Annotated in this window: 19 protein-coding genes; 6 read left to right on the forward strand and 13 right to left on the reverse strand. The window is 39.4% G+C overall.

Features of this window, described 5'->3' with window-relative positions; all coding sequences use genetic code 11:
* Positions 1 to 154: 154 nt before the first annotated feature.
* Positions 155 to 952 carry an ABC transporter ATP-binding protein gene (locus ACFW0C_RS02515; protein ID WP_378105093.1) on the forward strand — a complete coding sequence of 266 codons (798 nt, stop codon included), beginning with the start codon at positions 155 to 157 and terminating at the stop codon, positions 950 to 952.
* Between the two features lie 113 nt (positions 953 to 1065).
* Here ACFW0C_RS02515 and ACFW0C_RS02520 read toward each other — a convergent pair whose 3' ends face one another.
* The 9 genes from ACFW0C_RS02520 to ACFW0C_RS02560 form a co-directional block, all read right to left on the reverse strand.
* On the reverse strand, positions 1066 to 2088 hold the full coding sequence (locus tag ACFW0C_RS02520) for a serine hydrolase (RefSeq protein WP_378105096.1): 1023 nt from the start codon (positions 2086 to 2088) through the stop codon (positions 1066 to 1068).
* A gap of 337 nt (positions 2089 to 2425) precedes the next feature.
* A complete protein-coding gene (gene proS / locus ACFW0C_RS02525; RefSeq protein ID WP_378105099.1) occupies positions 2426 to 3886 on the reverse strand; it encodes a proline--tRNA ligase in 1461 nt (486 codons plus the stop codon).
* Between the two features lie 351 nt (positions 3887 to 4237).
* Entirely contained in the window at positions 4238 to 4747 is a 510-nt protein-coding gene (locus ACFW0C_RS02530) for an acyl-CoA thioesterase (protein WP_378105102.1), read from the reverse strand.
* Between the two features lie 15 nt (positions 4748 to 4762).
* A complete protein-coding gene (locus ACFW0C_RS02535) occupies positions 4763 to 5359 on the reverse strand; it encodes an ECF transporter S component (protein ID WP_378105105.1) in 597 nt (198 codons plus the stop codon).
* An 83-nt stretch (positions 5360 to 5442) separates the two neighbouring features.
* A complete protein-coding gene (locus ACFW0C_RS02540) occupies positions 5443 to 6084 on the reverse strand; it encodes an NUDIX hydrolase (protein ID WP_378105106.1) in 642 nt (213 codons plus the stop codon).
* 45 nt (positions 6085 to 6129) lie between these two features.
* Positions 6130 to 6783 carry a fructose-6-phosphate aldolase gene (fsa, locus tag ACFW0C_RS02545; RefSeq protein ID WP_048729820.1) on the reverse strand — a complete coding sequence of 218 codons (654 nt, stop codon included), beginning with the start codon at positions 6781 to 6783 and terminating at the stop codon, positions 6130 to 6132.
* 65 nt (positions 6784 to 6848) lie between these two features.
* The gene (gene tkt, locus ACFW0C_RS02550; RefSeq protein WP_378105107.1) at positions 6849 to 8843 is read right to left on the reverse strand and encodes a transketolase; all 1995 of its coding nucleotides are present in this window, start codon (positions 8841 to 8843) and stop codon (positions 6849 to 6851) included.
* A gap of 127 nt (positions 8844 to 8970) precedes the next feature.
* Complete coding sequence (locus ACFW0C_RS02555; protein WP_378105109.1) at positions 8971 to 9777, reverse strand: Cof-type HAD-IIB family hydrolase; 807 nt, start codon at positions 9775 to 9777, stop codon at positions 8971 to 8973.
* On the reverse strand, positions 9778 to 11118 hold the full coding sequence (locus tag ACFW0C_RS02560) for an alpha-amylase family glycosyl hydrolase (protein WP_378105111.1): 1341 nt from the start codon (positions 11116 to 11118) through the stop codon (positions 9778 to 9780).
* 297 nt (positions 11119 to 11415) lie between these two features.
* Between ACFW0C_RS02560 and ACFW0C_RS02565 the strand changes: the two genes are divergently transcribed.
* From ACFW0C_RS02565 to ACFW0C_RS02580, 4 genes are all read left to right on the forward strand, one after another.
* A complete protein-coding gene (locus ACFW0C_RS02565) occupies positions 11416 to 12888 on the forward strand; it encodes an NCS2 family permease (RefSeq protein WP_338191996.1) in 1473 nt (490 codons plus the stop codon).
* A 285-nt stretch (positions 12889 to 13173) separates the two neighbouring features.
* Entirely contained in the window at positions 13174 to 14298 is a 1125-nt protein-coding gene (gene lctO / locus ACFW0C_RS02570) for an L-lactate oxidase (protein WP_378105113.1), read from the forward strand.
* Between the two features lie 205 nt (positions 14299 to 14503).
* Positions 14504 to 14650, forward strand: a complete 147-nt coding sequence (locus tag ACFW0C_RS02575) for a hypothetical protein (RefSeq protein WP_338191993.1) — start codon at positions 14504 to 14506, stop codon at positions 14648 to 14650.
* A gap of 27 nt (positions 14651 to 14677) precedes the next feature.
* Positions 14678 to 15325, forward strand: a complete 648-nt coding sequence (locus ACFW0C_RS02580) for a DsbA family protein (RefSeq protein WP_378105115.1) — start codon at positions 14678 to 14680, stop codon at positions 15323 to 15325.
* Between the two features lie 84 nt (positions 15326 to 15409).
* Here ACFW0C_RS02580 and ACFW0C_RS02585 read toward each other — a convergent pair whose 3' ends face one another.
* Positions 15410 to 16063 carry a hypothetical protein gene (locus ACFW0C_RS02585; RefSeq protein WP_378105116.1) on the reverse strand — a complete coding sequence of 218 codons (654 nt, stop codon included), beginning with the start codon at positions 16061 to 16063 and terminating at the stop codon, positions 15410 to 15412.
* Positions 16064 to 16396: 333 nt separating this feature from the next.
* On the opposite strand from ACFW0C_RS02585, the gene ACFW0C_RS02590 reads away from it, so the two are divergent.
* Entirely contained in the window at positions 16397 to 17290 is an 894-nt protein-coding gene (locus ACFW0C_RS02590; protein WP_338191990.1) for a putative RNA methyltransferase, read from the forward strand.
* A gap of 46 nt (positions 17291 to 17336) precedes the next feature.
* Here ACFW0C_RS02590 and ACFW0C_RS02595 read toward each other — a convergent pair whose 3' ends face one another.
* The 3 genes from ACFW0C_RS02595 to ACFW0C_RS02605 form a co-directional block, all read right to left on the reverse strand.
* Positions 17337 to 17696, reverse strand: coding sequence for a hypothetical protein (locus ACFW0C_RS02595; RefSeq protein WP_338191989.1), 360 nt, complete (start codon positions 17694 to 17696; stop codon positions 17337 to 17339).
* A gap of 48 nt (positions 17697 to 17744) precedes the next feature.
* Entirely contained in the window at positions 17745 to 18527 is a 783-nt protein-coding gene (locus tag ACFW0C_RS02600; RefSeq protein WP_378105118.1) for an SDR family NAD(P)-dependent oxidoreductase, read from the reverse strand.
* Between the two features lie 130 nt (positions 18528 to 18657).
* Positions 18658 to 19542: a VOC family protein gene (locus ACFW0C_RS02605; protein WP_378105120.1), complete on the reverse strand. Its 885-nt coding sequence runs from the start codon at positions 19540 to 19542 to the stop codon at positions 18658 to 18660.
* Positions 19543 to 19560: the final 18 nt, after the last annotated feature.

Genomic DNA, 19560 nt, shown 5'->3' on the forward strand with positions numbered 1-19560 from the left:
TAACGAAAGTATACTGAGAACTCTTTAACTTGTCAACGGTAATTTTAATGATTTTCTAATTTATATCTCTGTGATTCGCCATATTGACTTTCTTACTTGGTATGATAAGTTTAATTTAATAAAATATCTGACTACATTCAGAAAGGACACGCCCATGATATCAACCACAGGAAAAACCATCATCGAACTCGACAATGTCTGCTTCAACCGCCAAGATAAGGCCATATTAAAAAACATCCAATGGACCATCAACCAAGGACAACACTGGGCCCTACTGGGTTTGAATGGGTCTGGTAAGTCGTCCATCATCAACATTCTAACCGGCTATAATTTTCCTTCTAGCGGTCAGGTAAAGGTCCTTGACCAGTTATTTGGCGTATCCTCAATCCCTGATCTACAAAAACGAATCGGCATTGTTTCTGCTTGGATCAACCAAGAAATCCCAAGCCACTTATCTGTATTAGATACCATTATTTCAGGTAAATTTGCCAGTCTAGGCCTTTATCAAAAAGTGACGGATTCTTTAATCCAAGAAGCTGAAAACCTCTTAGACACCTTTAATTTCACCGCATTCAAAAATCGAAGAATGGCGACCCTATCTCAAGGTGAACGACAAACCGTTTTGATCTTAAGGGCCATAATGACCCAACCTGAGTTATTAATCTTAGATGAACCTACTAGTGGACTAGATTTATTTGCCCGCGAAAGTCTCTTAGCCATGTTGGACAAATTGGCCAAAGAAAAACCGGAAGTCACCCAATTAATGGTGACCCACCATACCGAGGAAATCATTCCACTTTATCAAAAAATTTGTTTATTAAAAGATGGGGAAATATTTGCCAAAGGTGATCGGCCCTTGATGTTAGATCCTGATAGATTGCATGATTTCTACGGTCAACCAGTACTTTTACGCCCCTTTAAAAAAGGCCGCATCCTAGTCATGCCTAAATAATTGGCTAATAAAAAAGATAGTTTCAATTCAGTGTAGCTGAATTGAAACTATCTTTTATTTATTGTTAAGCTACCTAAGTCAACTATTCTTGGTCTACAAGATACCCCGATAATCTATGCGTAATTTGCGCGGTAGTATTGGTTAACACGCAGGTTTAAATTTTCCAAGAAGCCCGTACCATCTGTTAGGCCGTCTGTTAAAGCAACTAGGCTATATTGGGCTTCGTCGTTTTCATAGTAGATACCACCGTCATTTAAGGCAGTACCGTAGTTACCATATTTATTCGCCATCAAACTGCTGTTCACGTATGTTGTAAATAAGCGGTCTGGTGAAGTATTCAATAGGTAATCAACAATCGGTTGGTAGGTATCGTCAGTAGCCAATAAGTTATAGTAAGCAGACAATAATTCAGCGGATATGACGTTATTGTCATAGAATTCGTCATCAATTGTAACGTCTACACTATTCGCGACATTTGTATTGAATGCATTTGAGCCATAAACTTCGTTGTAATAGCTAATCAACATATTGGTTGCCGTATTATCTGAATGCATTAATGAATCGGCCATCAATTCTTCAATTGTATATGCGGCTTGACCTGTGCCACTACCTACTGCAGCAGTAATGGTACCGTCACCCTCTTCATAGTCTTCGTATGTATAGGTAACCTCTGTATCCCAATCAACATAGCCTTCTTCAATCGCATCTACATACATTACCGCTAGTGGTAACTTAATCGTAGAGGCGGCAGTTTGGAAGGTACTTTCGTTAATTGTATAGCTTTCATCAGTTTTAAAGTTGGTATATTGTAGCGAAACTTGGCTTTCATCTACCCCAAACTCTGCCATTGTTGCTTCAATCAATTCATCTATTGAGGCATATTGGCTAGTGTCGATTAGTTCTATACCTGACGCTTGCATCAAATCTAAGTTGTATACTTCTTCATCACTTAAGGTTAGAGGGGCATTACCTGAAGATCCACTTGCAGTAGATTCGTCTACTGTCGCTGTTAAAGAATCCCCTTCACTCTCATCATTAAATTTGAATATAGCAATCAATACCGCTACTAAGGCCACTCCTAAAATAAAGAAGGGCACTAGCGGTTTAATACTAGATTTTTTTCTTCTTTTCGACATGCATTACTCCTTATTCATTTTTAATATTCTATGGTTCTCGTTCCATGCATTTGCATTTTAACAATAAAATATGATTATATTATGACAAATTGTCACTTAATATGAATGAATGATGTTTTATATTTTAAGAGTATGTTAATTCTATATCTCATCACAAAAAAACAGAGTTGTGACTTCATATCACAACCCTATTTTCTTTAACATTGCTCGCATTATCGGGTTTAAAAAGTCAGAATTTCCCGACGTTTCCCAAAGTACTCCAATTACTTGCAGTAATTGTTCGGCTTTTGGTCCAACGCGGTTATTCTTAGCGGCTTTTTTTCACACCTACCTATTATTAATAAGCGCGTGCATACCACACAGTATATTTAGCAGGTTTACCTGAATATAGGTCAACTGTCTTTTCTACTGGTGGGTTGAATGGAATATTACGCGAAGTAAATCCTGTGGCTTCTTTGATGGCTGCTTCTGATTCGTCAGTACCATCCCAACCAGCTAAGATCCAACCTGGACGCTCGCCGTTTTCTTCACAAGCTTCAAGGTGAGCGGTTAATTGGTCCATTGTATCAATGTCAAAATGTTCATTCTCAGCACGGAAAGCTACCGCTTTATCGTAAAGACGTTGGTGCATGTCATCAAAGCGTGTGTTGATTTCAGCAAGTAAGTCTCCGTCTAATGAGAAGGCTTCTTTACCATCAACATCACGCATTTTTATCATGACTTGGTTGTTTTCCATATCACGTGGACCAAATTCAATTCGTAATGGTACACCGTGTACTTCAGACTCATTGAATTTATAACCTGGTGAGTTGTTTGAATCATCAAGGTTTACGCGTAAGCCAGCTGCTGATAAAGTGGCTTTGATTTCTTGTAATTTCTCAAGTACTTGTGGATTTTTCTTGATATTACCAACAGGGATTAGCGATACTTGTGTACCGGCAACACGTGGCGGTAAGACTAACCCTTGTTCGTCACCGTGGATCATGATCATGGCACCGATTAAACGGGTTGATGAACCCCAAGATGTTGTATGAACGTAAGTATGTTGGTTGTCTTCGTTTAAGAATTTAATATCGAAGGCTTCTGCAAAGTTTTGGCCCAAGTAGTGAGAAGTTCCTGCTTGAATGGCTTTTGTATCTTTCGTCATGGCTTCAATTGAGAAGGTATCAACCGCACCCGCAAACCGTTCTGAAGGTGTTTTTTGCCCTTCGTAAACTGGCATAGCGAATACTTCTTTCACTAAATCAGTATAGTAATGCAACATTTTCATGGTACGTTCGCGCGCTTCTTCTTCCGTCGCATGCGCTGTGTGGCCTTCTTGCCATAAGAATTCTGACGTACGGATGAATGGTAATGTCCGTTTTTCCCAGCGGAAGACGTTAGCCCATTGGTTTAATTCCATTGGTAGGTCACGATATGAATTGATCCAGTCAGACATCGCATTACCGAATAAAGTTTCAGAAGTTGGACGTAATGCCAATGGCTCTTCTAATTTTTCCTCACCTGCTTCAGTTACCCATGGCAATTCAGGCGCGAACCCTTCTACGTGGTCAGCCTCTTTTTCAAAGAAGTGTTTTGGAATTAACATAGGGAAGTAGGCGTTGCGAATACCTTCCTTCTTCAACATTTCATTGAAGGCATCTTTATATGATTCCCATAATAAAAAGCCATCTGGTTTAAAAATCATTGTCCCACGGGCAGGACCGTAATCCATCAGATCACCCTGTTGAATTGCTTGTAAATACCATTTTGAAAAATCTGTTTGTTGTAAATTTTCTGTTGCTTCTTGCTTCGCCATTTTCATGCTCCTTTTTAAAATTATTCCTGTAACCAAAAAGAGCATCCCATCCATAAAGGACGAAATGCTCGCGGTGCCACCTTTTTTAGTCAGAGATACAAAAGGTCTCCAACTCTCTCAAAGACGATAATGGCGCCACCATGCCTTTTTCAAGGCGACTTTTATCTGTAGTAGGTTCATGTAGTCAGTGGGGATATGCTTACACCTGATCATATCTCGCTTACTCCTTAACAACACTACTAGTCTACAAAACGTTTATTTATTCTTATAGCTTACAGCCTATATTTTGCTTGATTAACTAGTAAAAGTCAATATCTTAGGTCCTTTTCCCATGAGAAAAGACTAGTTTCATTAATCAAGTAAGTCAACTGTTAAATGACTAACCAATTCTTTCGTTAAAATTCGTTTTTGGGCATGACCTGATTTTCGGGCTTCATAACCATTACATATATAGATTTCCTCATCTGTATGTGGCACAACTTCTGGTAAGTGATAGTCGTCATCTACATAATCTTTCAAGACCACGTAGGTTAGAAAGGCCGTTGCAGCTAGATAACGCTCACCGTTATGTTTCTCACCAATGACCTTGGCAAAAATTTCCATCGAACGTTTACCTGCTCCCGTTACATAGGTTTCAACATGGGCAATATCGCCTTCTGGCAAAGGCGCTATGAAATGAATATCGTCCATATTAGCAGTCATTGTACCATATGGCGTCAACCGACCTGCGGATACAGAAGCCACGTTATCCATGATATATAATATTTGGCCACCATATAAATTCTTATAAAAATTGGTTTGGTTAGGCATAATTCGATGTGATTGTACTGCCTTTGTTCGTTTACAAGTTACTTGTGTCATAAATCTGACCTCCATTTAATCATTCATTCCGGACCTTTTAAGTGATTTACTTAAAGGTAAGGATAGAATAGGCGTTAAAATCCCTGAAGCGCCAGCTTCTAATAACCCATTACTACCAATAGTAACTATGAATGTAGCAATTAAAGCAGATGTTGGAATATTTAGCGCATTCGCATAAGCTTCTGCTGAAAATAGGTAAATCGCACCTAAAACAGTAACTGTATTCACTATAGAGCCGATCATACCTGTAATGATAAATTTTGTTCTATCTTTTACCTTACCATCAAGGTATACAGCAAGCCATCCTGAAATAAAGCCAACTAACATCCGCGGAATAACGGATACCAAAGGGTTCAAGAATACCACTGACATGATATCTGGCACAATCGCCGCCTTGATCATCCGTAAAATACCCCAAGAAGCACCGAGGATAAGTCCTGTTTGTGGGCCAAATAAACTAGCACCGATAATAACTGTTAAATGAATAATTGTTGCCTGGACTGGGCCAATCGGGATATAGCCTATGCCAGGAACAAATGTTTGAATAATTAAAATCGCCAACATCAAACTAATCACAGTTAATCTGGCGGTCCGTTCTTTTTGATGATCCATAATAAACCTCGATATCTAAATTTATAATATATGTGGCGTTATCATACCATGAATTCACGCCACAATAAAAGGCTAACATTGAGCTAGCCTTCCTTGTCATCCTGATTAAATGAAAGATGTTTACCCTTCAATATATCCACGAAACGGGCAGTTAATTTAGCAGTCATTCCCCATAAATATTCTCCTTGAATATTGTAAAAAGGAATGCCCCGTTGTTCAGATCGGCCAAAATTATATTGTTTCCCACCTGGTATTAGGTCAAAGGGGAAATCATCCGCCACTTGCTGGTGGTGGGCCACATAATGGACGTCAGGTACCATGGTCTTCAACTCACGCAAAGGGATGGTAAAAACATGGTCCACTTCATACTTGTTGAGGGCCAAATCATCCAAACTTTCAATGGCCAATTCACCCACATAACAACCAATAATCCGTTTGCCTATGACAATATAATCCATTTCACCAACCACGTCAATCTTATCAGGGCTTAGCCCCAACTCCTCCGTCGTTTCACGGACAGCGGCTTGCTCAAACCCTTCGCCCGCTTCTACCCGACCACCAGGAAAAGCGGCATCCCCCGCTTGGGAAATGCCGTTTGCCCTGTGTTCGAATAAAATATGCCATTCCCCGTCCAATTTGACTAGGGGAATTAAGACGGCATATGCTTTTTCAACGTCGAGAGGGCGTGGTTTGTAGGTTTGAAAGATACGTCTAACCTCATCCATCACAATCGCCCTTCTTTCAATTGATGTTTATCTTTTGATGATAAATTATTTGTCGCGGTTTTGGTAAGCTTCCCAGTCAGCTGTAAAGCCTTCGATACCTTTGTCAGTTAAGACGTGGCCCCATAATTTAGGGAATAAGCTACCTGGGATAGTACCAATGTGAGCACCCGCTAAAGCAGAACCTTCAAAGTGGGCAATATGACGGATAGATGCCGCAATAATTTCAGCTTCGTAACCGTAGATATCCAATACTTCACGTAATTCAGCAATTAATTTCAAGCCATCTTGACCTAAGTCATCGATACGACCGATAAATGGTGAAATGTAAGTTGCACCAGCTTTAGCCGCCATTAAACCTTGAGAAACTGAGAAAATCAAGGTAACGTTTGTTTTGATACCTTCTTTAGAAAGTGTGTTAACAGCTTTCAAACCAGCTTCAGTCATAGGGATTTTAACAACAACGTTGTCAGCCCATTTAGCGATTGCATGTGCTTCTTCAACCATTTCTTCGTAAGTTAAACCGGTAACCTCAGCAGAAACTGGACCATCAATTGTACCAGCGATGTCTTTGATTACTTCTTCAAAATCGCGTCCTTCTTTAGCCACTAGAGATGGGTTAGTTGTTACACCGTCAACTAAACCTAAGTCATTAATTCGTTTAATTTCATCAATGTTTGCAGTATCTAAGAAAAATTTCATTTTTTCATAAGCCTCCTGTTAGCTAATGCATGACTGACGTAGTGAAAAAGGTGGTGGCTAACGAATTAGTCAGCTAAACCTTTATAAGTATTGGCAACATTTTCAGGTGTAAAGCCGTATTCTTCTTGGATCAAAGCACCTTTACCTGAAGCACCAAAGCGGTCGATACCAACGATTGCACCGTTTAAGCCTGTATATTTCGCCCAACCGAATGAAGACCCCATTTCAACAGCTACACGTTTAGTGATTGCTTTTGGCAATACAGACTCTTTGTAAGCTTCGTCTTGTGCATCGAAGATTTCTTGAGACGGCATAGAAACAACAGATACATCGATGCCTTCTTCAGCTAATTGCGCTTGTGCTTCAATCGCTAAGCTCACTTCAGAACCAGTCGCGATTAAGATACCTTCTTGTTCGCCAGCAGCTGGTGAAATCACGTAAGCACCCTTACGAACACCTTCTTCAGCGTTTTCTTTAGTCCCTTCAATAACTGGTAAGTCTTGACGAGTTAAGACTAGCATTGTTGGTGTTTCTTCTGATTCTAAAGCTAATTTCCAAGCCACACCTACTTCGTTTCCGTCTGCAGGACGAACAACATTTACGTTGTGCATTGCGCGGAATGAAGCTAACTGTTCAACTGGTTCATGAGTAGGACCATCTTCACCAACACCAATTGAGTCATGTGTAAATACATAAGTCACTGGTAATTTAGAGATTGCCGCTAAACGAACTGCTGGACGTAAGTAGTCAGAGAATACGAAGAATGTACCTGCGTATGTTTTAGAACCGCCGTGTAAAGCAATACCGTTCATAGCTGCAGCCATTGCAAACTCACGCACACCATACCAAATGTTACGGCCTTGGTATGAACCTGCTTGGAATTCTTCGTCTGCATCGTTCATTGTGTTGTTAGATGAAGATAAGTCAGCTGACCCACCCCAGAATTCTGGTAATGCTTTACCAATTTCTTGGATAGCTGCTTGAGAAGTTTTACGGCTAGCTGCTGCTTGACCTACTTCGTATACAGGAATATTTGCATCCCAACCTTCAGGTAATTTACCAGCATAAGCACGCTCGTATTGGGCTGCTAATTCTGGATAAGCTGCTTTATAGTCAGCGAATAATTTGTTCCAAGCTTCTTCTTCGGATTGTCCACGAGACGCAACAACTTCATTGAAACGGTCGTAAACTTCTTGAGGAATATCGAATGCATCATAGCCCCAACCAAAGTTTTTCTTAGCGAAAGTAGAACCTTCAGCACCTAATGGCGCACCGTGAACACCAGAGGTACCTTGTTTTTCAGCCCCGAAACCAATAATTGTTTTAATTTCAATCAATGTTGGTTGATCAGTATTGGCTTTAGCTTGTTCAATTGCTGTGTTAATAGCAACTAAGTCGTTACCATCTTTTACTAAAATGTGTTCCCAGCCGTAAGCTTTGAAACGGTCACCAACATTTTCAGTGAAGGCCTTAGAAGTAGGCCCATCTAATGAAATGTCGTTTGAATCGTATAAAGCAATTAATTTATTCAATTTTAAATGACCAGCTAGAGATGCCGCTTCTTGCGTAACACCTTCCATTAAGTCACCGTCACCAACTAGGGTGTAGGTAAAATGATCCACAACATTAAAATCTTCTTTGTTGTAAATAGCCGCGTCATGCGCTTCAGCCATAGCCATACCAACAGCATTAGCAAAACCTTGACCTAATGGACCTGTTGTTGCTTCTACACCGTCAGTTTCGTGTACCTCTGGATGTCCAGGGGTTTTCGAACCGAATTGACGGAAGTTTTTCGTATCTTCTAAAGATACATCAAATCCTGATAAATGAAGTAAGCTATAAAGCATTGCAGAACCATGTCCAGCCGATAATACAAATCGGTCGCGGTTAGTCCACTTACTGTGTTGTGGGTTTTGACGTAGGTGCTTAGACCATAGGGCATATGCCATTGGTGCAGCACCTAAAGGTAAACCTGGGTGTCCAGAATTCGCCTTATCCACCATATCTGTGCTTAAAGCACGAATAGCGTTTGTTGCTAAAATATCCGTGTTGTCAAACATTCATTTCACTCCTTAAAATCTGTTCAATTTCTCATTTAAAGCTGACAGCTTGTCATACTGACAGTATAACAAAAAATCTTTAAAATCACTATTCCTAGGGATTAGAACTTATTGTTTATCCAAAAATTTATTGAGCATCAAAAACTAATTTTTCTAATGCTTTTGCAATCCCTTCATCATCATTGCTTTCTGTAACGTATTGGGCGTTGTCTTTCAAGTCATCAATTGCGTTACCCATAGCAACCCCACAACCAGCCCATTTAATCATGGATAAATCATTCGCTTGGTCACCAAAGGCCATTGTTTCACTTTGATCAATGTCTAAGCTTTCTGCTAACTTAGCTAAAGCTTCTCCTTTGTCAACACCTTTTGGCATAATTTCTAAGAAGAATGGCTCAGATTTCATAATCGAGTATTTTTCGAACAATTCAGGGTCCAACGTTGCGATAAAGGCATCTAATTTCCCAGGTTCAGCCGTGATCATGACTTTTGGTGCCGTAATTTCACCATCATAGAAATCGACCGCTCTGATTGGCATTTCATTTAAAGTAGATTCAACCTCTACGTATCGGTCTTTTGGTGTATCTTGAACAAGCACATATTCATCATCGTGGGCATGCACATCTAAATCATGTTCCCTAGCCAAGTCGACCCATCTTTGTAATTCCGCGTTAGTTAACTCATGGGCATAGACAGCAGCATCAGTCGCCACTTCTTTCACCAAGGCGCCATTAAAGCAAGATACGTATGGCACGATTTCTCGGCCCACTAAGTCAGCATTCAATAATACCCCTTTGTATGGACGGCCTGAAGAAATCACCACGTGAATCCCTGCTTCATGCAATTTATGTAAGGCTTCCTTGGTTGCTTGTGTGACCTCTTTCTTTGAGTTGACTAAAGTCCCATCAATATCAAACGCGATTAATTTATACATCTATACATTTCCTCCGTCTTCTTTAAAGTACTCCGGCAGTCGCATGTCACCTTCATAAGAAATAATGACTGGCTTCTCACCCAAGGTTACACGGCCATTGACGACCCGGTAACTTTCTTTAGTAATTTCATTCTTATATTCGCCGTTGGGTATACCTAATTCAATTGCAGCGGATTGGCCATCTTCTTTTAACTTGAATACCCCAAACAAATGTTGGTTATAATAATGGTAAGAAAGGACTACTGTCGCTTCCCCTGCTGGCATAATCGTATAGTAACCACTCTTACAAACTTCTCGTTTCTTAATTTGTGACATACGATTGATCAATGGAGTTAAATCTTGATTAATAGCCCAGTTAATCATTTCACCGCTTTGGAAGTTAAATCGTTCTTTTGATCCATACTCCTGTCCCATAAATACGCTGGCTATCCCTTTTTGGAAAAAGGAAAAAGCTGTCCAATTTTCTAGTTCACTACCTGGTTTAACACATTTTGCAAAGCGTGGGAATTCCTCAAATTCTAAAGAACGCATACTTACGTATGTATTTGGCATCATCAACTCTTGGTAATTTAAGGTACCAACAAAGTTTTCCAAGGACATATCTCCATGATAAAAACGATTTTTGTAGAAGGAACCTGGAATTTGATCAACCACGTCAAAGTTAGGATATAATTCCCCTTCTGTCCAATAAATCATATTCATTTGTTGTAACTTCGTTAGGATAGGTAAAGGCATGGTCGCAGCCACCCAATAGAAATATGGATGAACATCCTCCACTTCAGCCCGTGCTGATGCCCAAAATTCAGGACGAACCAGTTGGGCATGGTTGGCCGCAAACCCATCCACAAATTTCGCCCAATATTTCAAGTTTTCAATCAAGTAATCCCACAATTTAGGATTGGTATAGTCCAAGTCATAAGATGTATCGTAGATGTTTAATCGCGAAATCATATCGCCTTCTTCATTACGCAGGAAGTATTCAGGATGTTCTTTGACCAACTCTGAATCTTTCGCCAAATGGAACAATTGAAGGTTTAACATGACCTGCATACCCATCTCATGGATGGTATCGACTAATTCTTGGAAATCATCTAGGCTACCATATTGCGGTGACACTTCAGAAATGTTCTTCACTATTAGGGGATTCCCTTGAAGATTATCTGATGCCTTCAAATCAGTTGTCGGGAAGATAGACTCTAGTAGAATAATGTCTACACCTAAATCTTTTAACCGTTGTAGTTCCGGAATAATCGATTTAAATGTCCCTTCTTCTGTAAAATTGCGAACAAATAACTTATACAGCGTTTTGTGACGCAACGTTAAATTCGTTACCTTAGCCATGGATGCCCTCCTATGTTAAATACGACGCTTTTTTTCTTACCTTCATTCTAGCACACGTAACTCAGATTCCTCACCATAATAATTCTTTCTATCATTAAACATGGTTTTTACTAGTTTAGAAAATTCAAATTGCCCACTTTCATCTATGGATATAGCTATCAACTATAAGATAATGTTCTTTTTGCGAACGATATAAAAATTAATTAAATAAATATTCGTGTTTAGTATTGATTTTTTCAGATGAGTCTTTATAATGATAGAAGTAGTTAATTAAATTCATTAAAAGGAGCAAGAAAAGTGAAAAAATTAGAGGAATTTTTCCAATTGAAGGAAAATGGGTCAAACTTTTCAACTGAATTGATTGCCGGTTTATCAACCTTCTTCGCAATGAGTTACATCATTTTTGTTAACCCTGCGATCCTATCTCAAACAGGTATGCCTTACCAAGGTGTCTTCTTAGCAACCATTATTTCATCAGCTTTAGCGACATTGTTTATCGGATTATTTGCTAACGTACCTTACGCATTGGCACCAGGTATGGGATTAAATGCTTTCTTTACTTATACAGTAGTTTTCTCGCTAGGATTTACTTGGCAAGAAGCATTGGCAATGGTATTTATCTGTGGTTTATTCAACATCTTCATCACAGTCACTAAATTCCGTCAATTAATTATTAAAGCAATTCCTGAATCATTACAACACGCAATCGGTGCGGGTGTTGGTTTGTTCGTTGCTTACATTGGTGTTAAAAATGCTGGTTTCATCAACTTTACAACTGAGGCAGCAAACATCACAGCTGTCAACGGTCAACCATTTGATGCCACTCAATCTGTTTTTGAAGGTGGCTTAGCTACAATCAACTCAACTGGTTCAACACTTCCAGCAATTTCAACTTTTACAGATCAAACCTCATTATTAGCTTTATTCGGTTTAATCTTGACCATTATTTTATTATTGAAAAATGTAAAAGGTGCAATATTAATCGGAATCGTTGCTGTTTCAGCAGTCTACGTTATCTTAAATCCAGCTGCTTTAGCCACTGTTAACTTCGACCAATCTGGTTTAGGCGCAGCCTTCCAAGACCTAGGTGTCACTTTCGGAGCTGCTTTTGGTCAAGAAGGCTTACTTTCACTTTTCTCTGATCCATCTCGTTATCCATTAGTGATCATGACAATCTTTGCCTTCTCATTATCTGACGTATTCGATACAATCGGTACTTTCATTGGAACTGGGCGAGCATCAGGTATCTTCACTAAAGAAGACATCGACAACATGGACCAATCAAGTGTGATGAATACTAAATTAGACAAAGCCCTATTCGGTGACGTTGTTGGTACCTCATTAGGTGCGGTCTTCGGTACTTCAAATACAACTGTATATGCTGAATCAACTGTTGGTATCTCATTAGGTGGTCGTACTGGTTTAACTTCAGTATTCGTTGCTATCGCCTTCTTCCTATGTGCTTTCATTTCACCATTCGTTGGTTTAGTACCAAGTGCTGCAACTGCACCGGCCTTAATCATCGTTGGTATCATGATGATGTCTGCTATTCGTGAGATTGATTGGACTAGCTTAGAGGTTGCAATTCCTGCCTTCTTCGCTTCTGTATTTATGGCTTATGCTTACTCAATCTCATATGGGATTGCAGCAGGTTTCATCACTTACTGCATCGTGAAAGTAGCACTAGGGAAAACAAAAGAAATTCACCCAATCTTATGGGCGGCATCATTCTTGTTCTTAGCTAATTTCATCATCTTGGCCATGATCTAAACCATTAGACTAAAATTATTAGCGATACCTAAAGACCAGGTTCTCTGGTCTTTTTTCTTACTTTTTATAAACATTTTTGTATTCTTTTTTCTTTCAACTTGATATAAAATTTCTTTGGATACTTATAAAAACGCGACAATTCAAGGGTTTTTTAAGAATACTTTGCAAAAGTTAATTTTAAAACGATTTACAAACCATTCCCTTTTAACATAATAAGCGCTAAAATAGGAATGTTGATAGATTTGTCTTGCTATATTTATTCTACATTTAGGAGGAGAGAATATAATGAATAACACTGACATTGAATATAATGCACCTAGTGAGGTGAAGTACATTGATGTTGTCAATACTTACGACTTAGAAGAAGACGCAAGTAAAGTGGTACCACATGGTGGTTTTAACTATATTGCCGGTGCATCTGGTGATGAGTGGACTAAACGCGCTAATGACCGTGCTTGGAAACATAAATTACTATACCCACGTCTAGCGCAAGATGTTGAAGCGCCCGATACAAGTACTGAAATTTTAGGTCATAAAATTAAAGCCCCATTCATCATGGCACCAATTGCTGCGCATGGTTTAGCTCACGCTACTAAAGAAGCTGGTACTGCACGTGCAGTTTCAGAATTTGGTACAATCATGTCCATCTCGGCTTATTCTGGTGCAACATTTGAAGAAATTTCTGAAGGCTTAAATGGCGGACCTCGTTGGTTCCAAATTTACATGGCTAAAGATGACCAACAAAACCGTGACATCTTAGATGAAGCTAAAGGTGATGGTGCAACTGCTATTATCCTTACAGCTGACTCAACTGTTTCTGGTAACCGTGACCGTGATGTGAAGAACAAATTCGTTTATCCATTTGGTATGCCAATCGTTCAACGTTACTTACGTGGTACAGCAGAAGGTATGTCATTAAACAATATCTACGGTGCTTCAAAACAAAAAATCTCACCAAGAGATATTGAGGAAATTGCCGCTCATTCTGGATTACCAGTATTTGTTAAAGGTATTCAACATCCTGAAGATGCAGATATGGCAATCAAATCTGGTGCATCAGGTATCTGGGTATCTAACCACGGTGCTCGTCAATTATACGAAGCTCCAGGTTCATTTGACACCCTTCCAGCTATTGCAGAACGTGTCAACAAACGTGTACCAATCGTCTTTGATTCAGGTGTACGTCGTGGTGAACACGTTGCCAAAGCGCTAGCTTCAGGTGCAGACGTTGTTGCTTTAGGACGCCCAGTCTTATTTGGTTTAGCTTTAGGTGGCTGGAAAGGTGCTTACTCAGTACTTGACTACTTCCAAAAAGACTTAACACGTGTAATGCAATTAACAGGTTCACAAAATGTGGAAGACTTGAAGGGTCTAGATTTATTCGATAACCCACACGGTTATGAATACTAGATTTTAGTAGTACTTTTATATATAAGATGAGGTCAAAGGAAATGTAGACATTTTCTTTGACCTTTTTGTTATTGCTAATAAAGGCAATATTTAAGCACCTGTCCTAGTATTAGCAATCCCCTCACCTTAGATCCTAGTCTTTGCATTCCTGAATCGGCACGCTTATAATACTTACTATAAGTAAATTGTAGAGAGGAGCGTTACCATGGGTATCGAAAGCCGTAAATCTACTGAGTTAGAAGACTTATTTGCCTCTATCGTTAATATTGACGGTGATGGAGATAAGGATAAAAATCAAGATGATCAAAAAAACGAATCTGAAAACGACAAATCAAGGGACGATAATAAATAAACCACTACAAGGGAGCGATTTATCTACATGGAAATTACAATTTGGTCTGACTTTGTATGTCCATTCTGCTACATTGGACAAGCACATTTAGAACGCGCAATGGAAAACTTTGCCCACGCTGATGAGATTACAATTGAGCACAAATCATTTGAATTAATGCCTGGTGCAAAACATGATCCAAATAAGAACTTCTACGAATCATTTGCTGACTTAAAGGGCACTACACCTGAAGAAGCGAAACAAATGAACGATCAAGTCAAACAAATGGCAGCTGCTACTGGCTTAAACTTCAATTTTGATATTATGAAAATGGCAGATACCATGCCAGCCCACCGTGTATTCCAATATGCGAAAACACAAGGCAAAGATGACGAATACTTCAAAGCATTCTGCACTGCATATTTTGAACAAGGTGCTTTAATCAGCGATGAAGAGACTATTGTTCGCTTGTCTGAATCTGTTGGTTTAGACGGCGACAAAGTCCGTGAAATTTTAGCCAGCGAAGACGAATTCAAAGCTGAAGCAACAGCTGACATCTTCCATGCCGGTGAAGTTGGCGTCCAAGGTGTACCATTCTTTGTATTTAATAATAAATACGCTGTACAAGGTGCCCAACCCGTTGAAGTATTCCAACAAGTTTTAGACCAAGTATACGCAGAAGAACAAGAAGCATAATATAACCTTATTGCCCGCAGCTTATTAGCGGGTTTTTTTGTAAAAGAAAAAGGCTAGGGCAATAGGACCCTAGCCAATAATTACTTATAATTGTGAATTTGTGTCTAATGGATATACAGGTGTTCGTTCATTGATTTGCCAATGGAGAACGATAAAGGTCGCAATCCAAACAGCTGCAATATCAAGGCCTAGGCGAGCGAGTAAGTCAAAAATGCCGACATCATAACGTAGATACATCATGGCATAATTGGCTACTGCAATCCAAGCAAAAAATTGTAGAGCAAACTGGTTGGTCTTCCCAATCTGATTTTGACGTACAATAAACCGCTGTACTGCTCCAAAAGATAAGCCAATCGCAAGCCCCATAATACCGGCCCAAAGAATAGCTACTGGTAACTGCCCATCATCCGCTCCATAAATATCTAGGCCTAGATAAGCCACTAGCCTCATAATCGCAAAAACCAGTATATAGACATGTAAACCTCTCGTATAGAAAAAGGGTTTTGGCTTATACATCAACCGTTGGCGAGCCATTAACCGGTAAATCAGCTGACCTTGTATCATAAAAATCAAAATTGCTTTAATCGGATTGATTACCCAGTCCATCTCCACTAAATGTGGCAAGGGTTCAGCCCCGTAAACTAAGAAAATCAACAATTCGGAGATGACATAAAGCATTACTTTCGCCCCTTTCGTTCCCGGCAAACGAAAGTCAACTAAATAATACGCATATGTCATGAACGTATAAATCACTAAATAAATTATAAATAAAGCTGGATAATAGAATCCCTGTTGAACCGCCAAACCATCCCCAAGGATCGCTTGAAAACTAGGATTTGGGAACCACATTTCCAGCATCACATGCAACAGACTCATAACACTAGCTATAAATCCACTATATAGCCATCTTTTATCTCTATTTCGCATATTCCCTCATTTCTCAAACCATTATCAAAAGCTAGCATGAACACAAAGACAGCTAGCATTAAACATATGGATCATCATTAATAAGTCTATTCTAACATGCTATAATAAAAGTGAGAACTATGACAAATTCAAAAAAGGTGACCTATGGAATCAAAACGAACACAAGCAATTCAAAAATTTAATTACTGGACTACGCGCATGACCTGCCCTATCTGCAAAAGCAATCTATCTTTTAGCCATAATCAAGTCCGTTGCATTCACAATCACAGCTTTGATATCGCTAAACAAGGTTATATTAACCTTGCACCTAATCACCACGAAACACACTACAACAGCGACCTATTCACTGCTCGTCAACGAATCATGCAAGAAGCAAATCTATACGCCGGTGTTTACCAACAAATCTTAGATCTATTAACTGAAAAAGGGGTAGACCTGTCGCAAGTTAGCAACCTAATTGACTTAGGCACTGGAGAAGGTACTCACCTCCACCAGCTAGCGCAAACTTGGCAGGCACATGTGGCCAACAATCAAGACCAAATGCCACAATTCTTAGGCTTAGACTTAGCTAAAGATGGTATCATTTCCGCTGCTAAACACTACACCAATGCTCTTTGGGTGGTTGCTGATTTAAGTAAATTACCCTTTAAAGATGGACAAGTAGAGGGTGCGCTTACCATCCTTTCACCCTCTAACTACGCTGAACTAAACCGAGCACTTTCAGACCAAGGTTGGGTCTTAAAAATTGTACCCGGCCCTAACTATTTAAAAGAATTACGAGAAATCATTCTACCAGTGGATGAACAAAAACAAGACGCCTCTGCATCCATCTCTAAATTCAAAGCAGCCTTCAATGACTTTGGTCAAAGCCACTACCAACAATATCGACCATTAAATAAAGAGCAGATACGTGATTTAATTCAAATGACACCGTTAATGTGGCATGCGAATGAGCATCAATTGACAGAAGCTATGGCATTAACTGGTATTAGCATTGACTTACAGATTCTATTTGGACGCAAAAAGGAAAAGGTTTAACCTTTTCCTTTTTTTAGTCTATTTTACTAACAATCAACCTAGACGTTTATTCTCTTGCATCCTCAAACACATAATCTGGGAAATACTTTTCTAAAATAACCGCTAAATCATAGTCATCCGGGAAAAATCTACTATAAACCTCTTGGCCTTCATCAAATTGGCCTTCAAGTCCTAAAACTTCAAAAACATCAACAACTTTAGCAACTGCCCATTGGATTGAAGTGCCTTCAACCACTTCATAAGGTTCTTCCAAATTATCCTCTTTGATAAAACGAATCAATTCTTCTTTTGGCATGTCTTCATCCAAATGATAAAGTAAGATTTGGTTTTCATAGGAATGACGCGGACTTCCATCATCCACATTATACGCTTGTTTGATAATATTGATACTATATACATTCTTCATGTATTTCAACATCCTCTTCTACAAAGCCCTTTTACCCGTAAAACATATTTACATGACTGAAGCCGCACCACCATCAATATTAAGTGCCACACCTGAAATATAAGAAGCTGCATCAGATACTAAGAAAGTAATGGCATTAGCAGCTTCCACCGTTTCACCAATACGACCTAAAGGTGTATTGGCTGATTGACTTTTAGAAAATTCTTCCCAAGTTTGATCAGGAGCATTATCTTGCCAACGTTTTTCGATTTGTTCACTACGCACTAAACCAATAGAAACAGCATTCACACGAATATTATATTGACCTAATTCTTTACTTAATTCCTTTGTTAAGCCAAGACCAGCAGCACGGCTAGTTGACGTTGGTAATGAATTGGCTGGAGGTGTTTTTCCAGCTATAGCGGTTAAATTCACGATAGCACCTGAATTTTGTTTCTTAAAATATGGCAATACTTCACGGGTAAAATTCACTACCCCAAATACTTTAATATTCAAGTCTCTTTGCCATTCAGCATTATCCACTGCATCGAAACTTTGGGCTGATGAGCCACCTGCATTGTTAATTAAAATATCAATACGACCAAATTGATCGATTGTCTCAGTAACTACTCTTTTAGCATCTTCTTCGACAGTTACGTCCCCAACGACATAGTGGACTTTACGGCCAGTAATTTCTTGAATAGCTCTTTGAGCTTCTAAGAGACGATCCTCACGACGGGCAACAATTGTCACGTCAGCCCCCTCGCTAGCTAACGACTTAGCCGTCTCAAATCCGATTCCACGGCTGGCCCCTGTAATAATCGCTACCTTTCCTGATAAACCTAATTCCATCGAAAGACCCCTTTCTAAATTGTATTTCTAAATATATTATAATCGAAATATCCTTAAACCAAAATAAAACCCCTTGTAATCAAAAAGACCATGTCACAATAGACATATATTTTCACTGCCAAATGACTTGTTAGCCGATACCAAATTTGGCATTTTCTAAACGGGCTACATCCATTTTTTTCATTTTAAATAATATATCTAGTACACGTTTCTTTTGTTCTTCAGTGGCTGTTTCCATAATTTGCAAATAAGCTTGTGGTACTACTTGCCAAGAAATACCGTGACTGTCTTTCAACCAACCCATCGCCTCAGATTCTTCGTGGGCAGATAATTTTTCCCAGTAGTAGTCTACTTCAGATTGGGCACCGGCAACAATCAAGAAGGAAATGGCTTCAGTGAATTCTTCATCACTGCCAAAACCGTGGTCCATAAAGACTAATTGTTGGTCGCCAATGTTTAATTCTGCGTAATTCACTTTAGCGCGGTCGTCTTGGGCCTCGCCCTCTTGGTAATAGTTAATCTGTCCTAGTTCACCCTTCTGGAAAATCGCTGCGTAATCTTTTAAAGCTTGTTCCGCTTGGCCACAATACTGCCCTGCGAACAACAACGACACGCGGACCTTATGGTTAGTTGGCACGTCAGGTGCTAGCATAATTTGCCATGATAAACCAAATTGATCTTCTACCCAAGCATAGCGGTCGCTAAACGGGTAAGTATCCAATGGCATCAAGTCTTTACCACCTTCCGCGAGCTTCTTGTATAAAGCATCCACTTCGTCAGGCGTATCTACAGATACCATCAAGGAAAAGGATGGGTTCATCTTAAAATCTGACCCACCATTAAAGGCTACAAAAGCTTGATTTTCAATCGTAAAATCGTAAGCAACAGTTTCACCCTTAGGCATTGGATAGTGGATTTCACGAGTAATCTCACTTTGGTCAAAGACACTCGTATAGAATTTGACCGCTTCTTCAGCCTGGTCATTGAAATATAATTGGATTGCAATTTGTCGCATGTTTATCGCTCCTTCAAC

The sequence above is a fragment of the Aerococcus sp. NPDC058936 genome, assembly GCF_042741995.1.
Lineage (GTDB): Bacteria > Bacillota > Bacilli > Lactobacillales > Aerococcaceae > Aerococcus.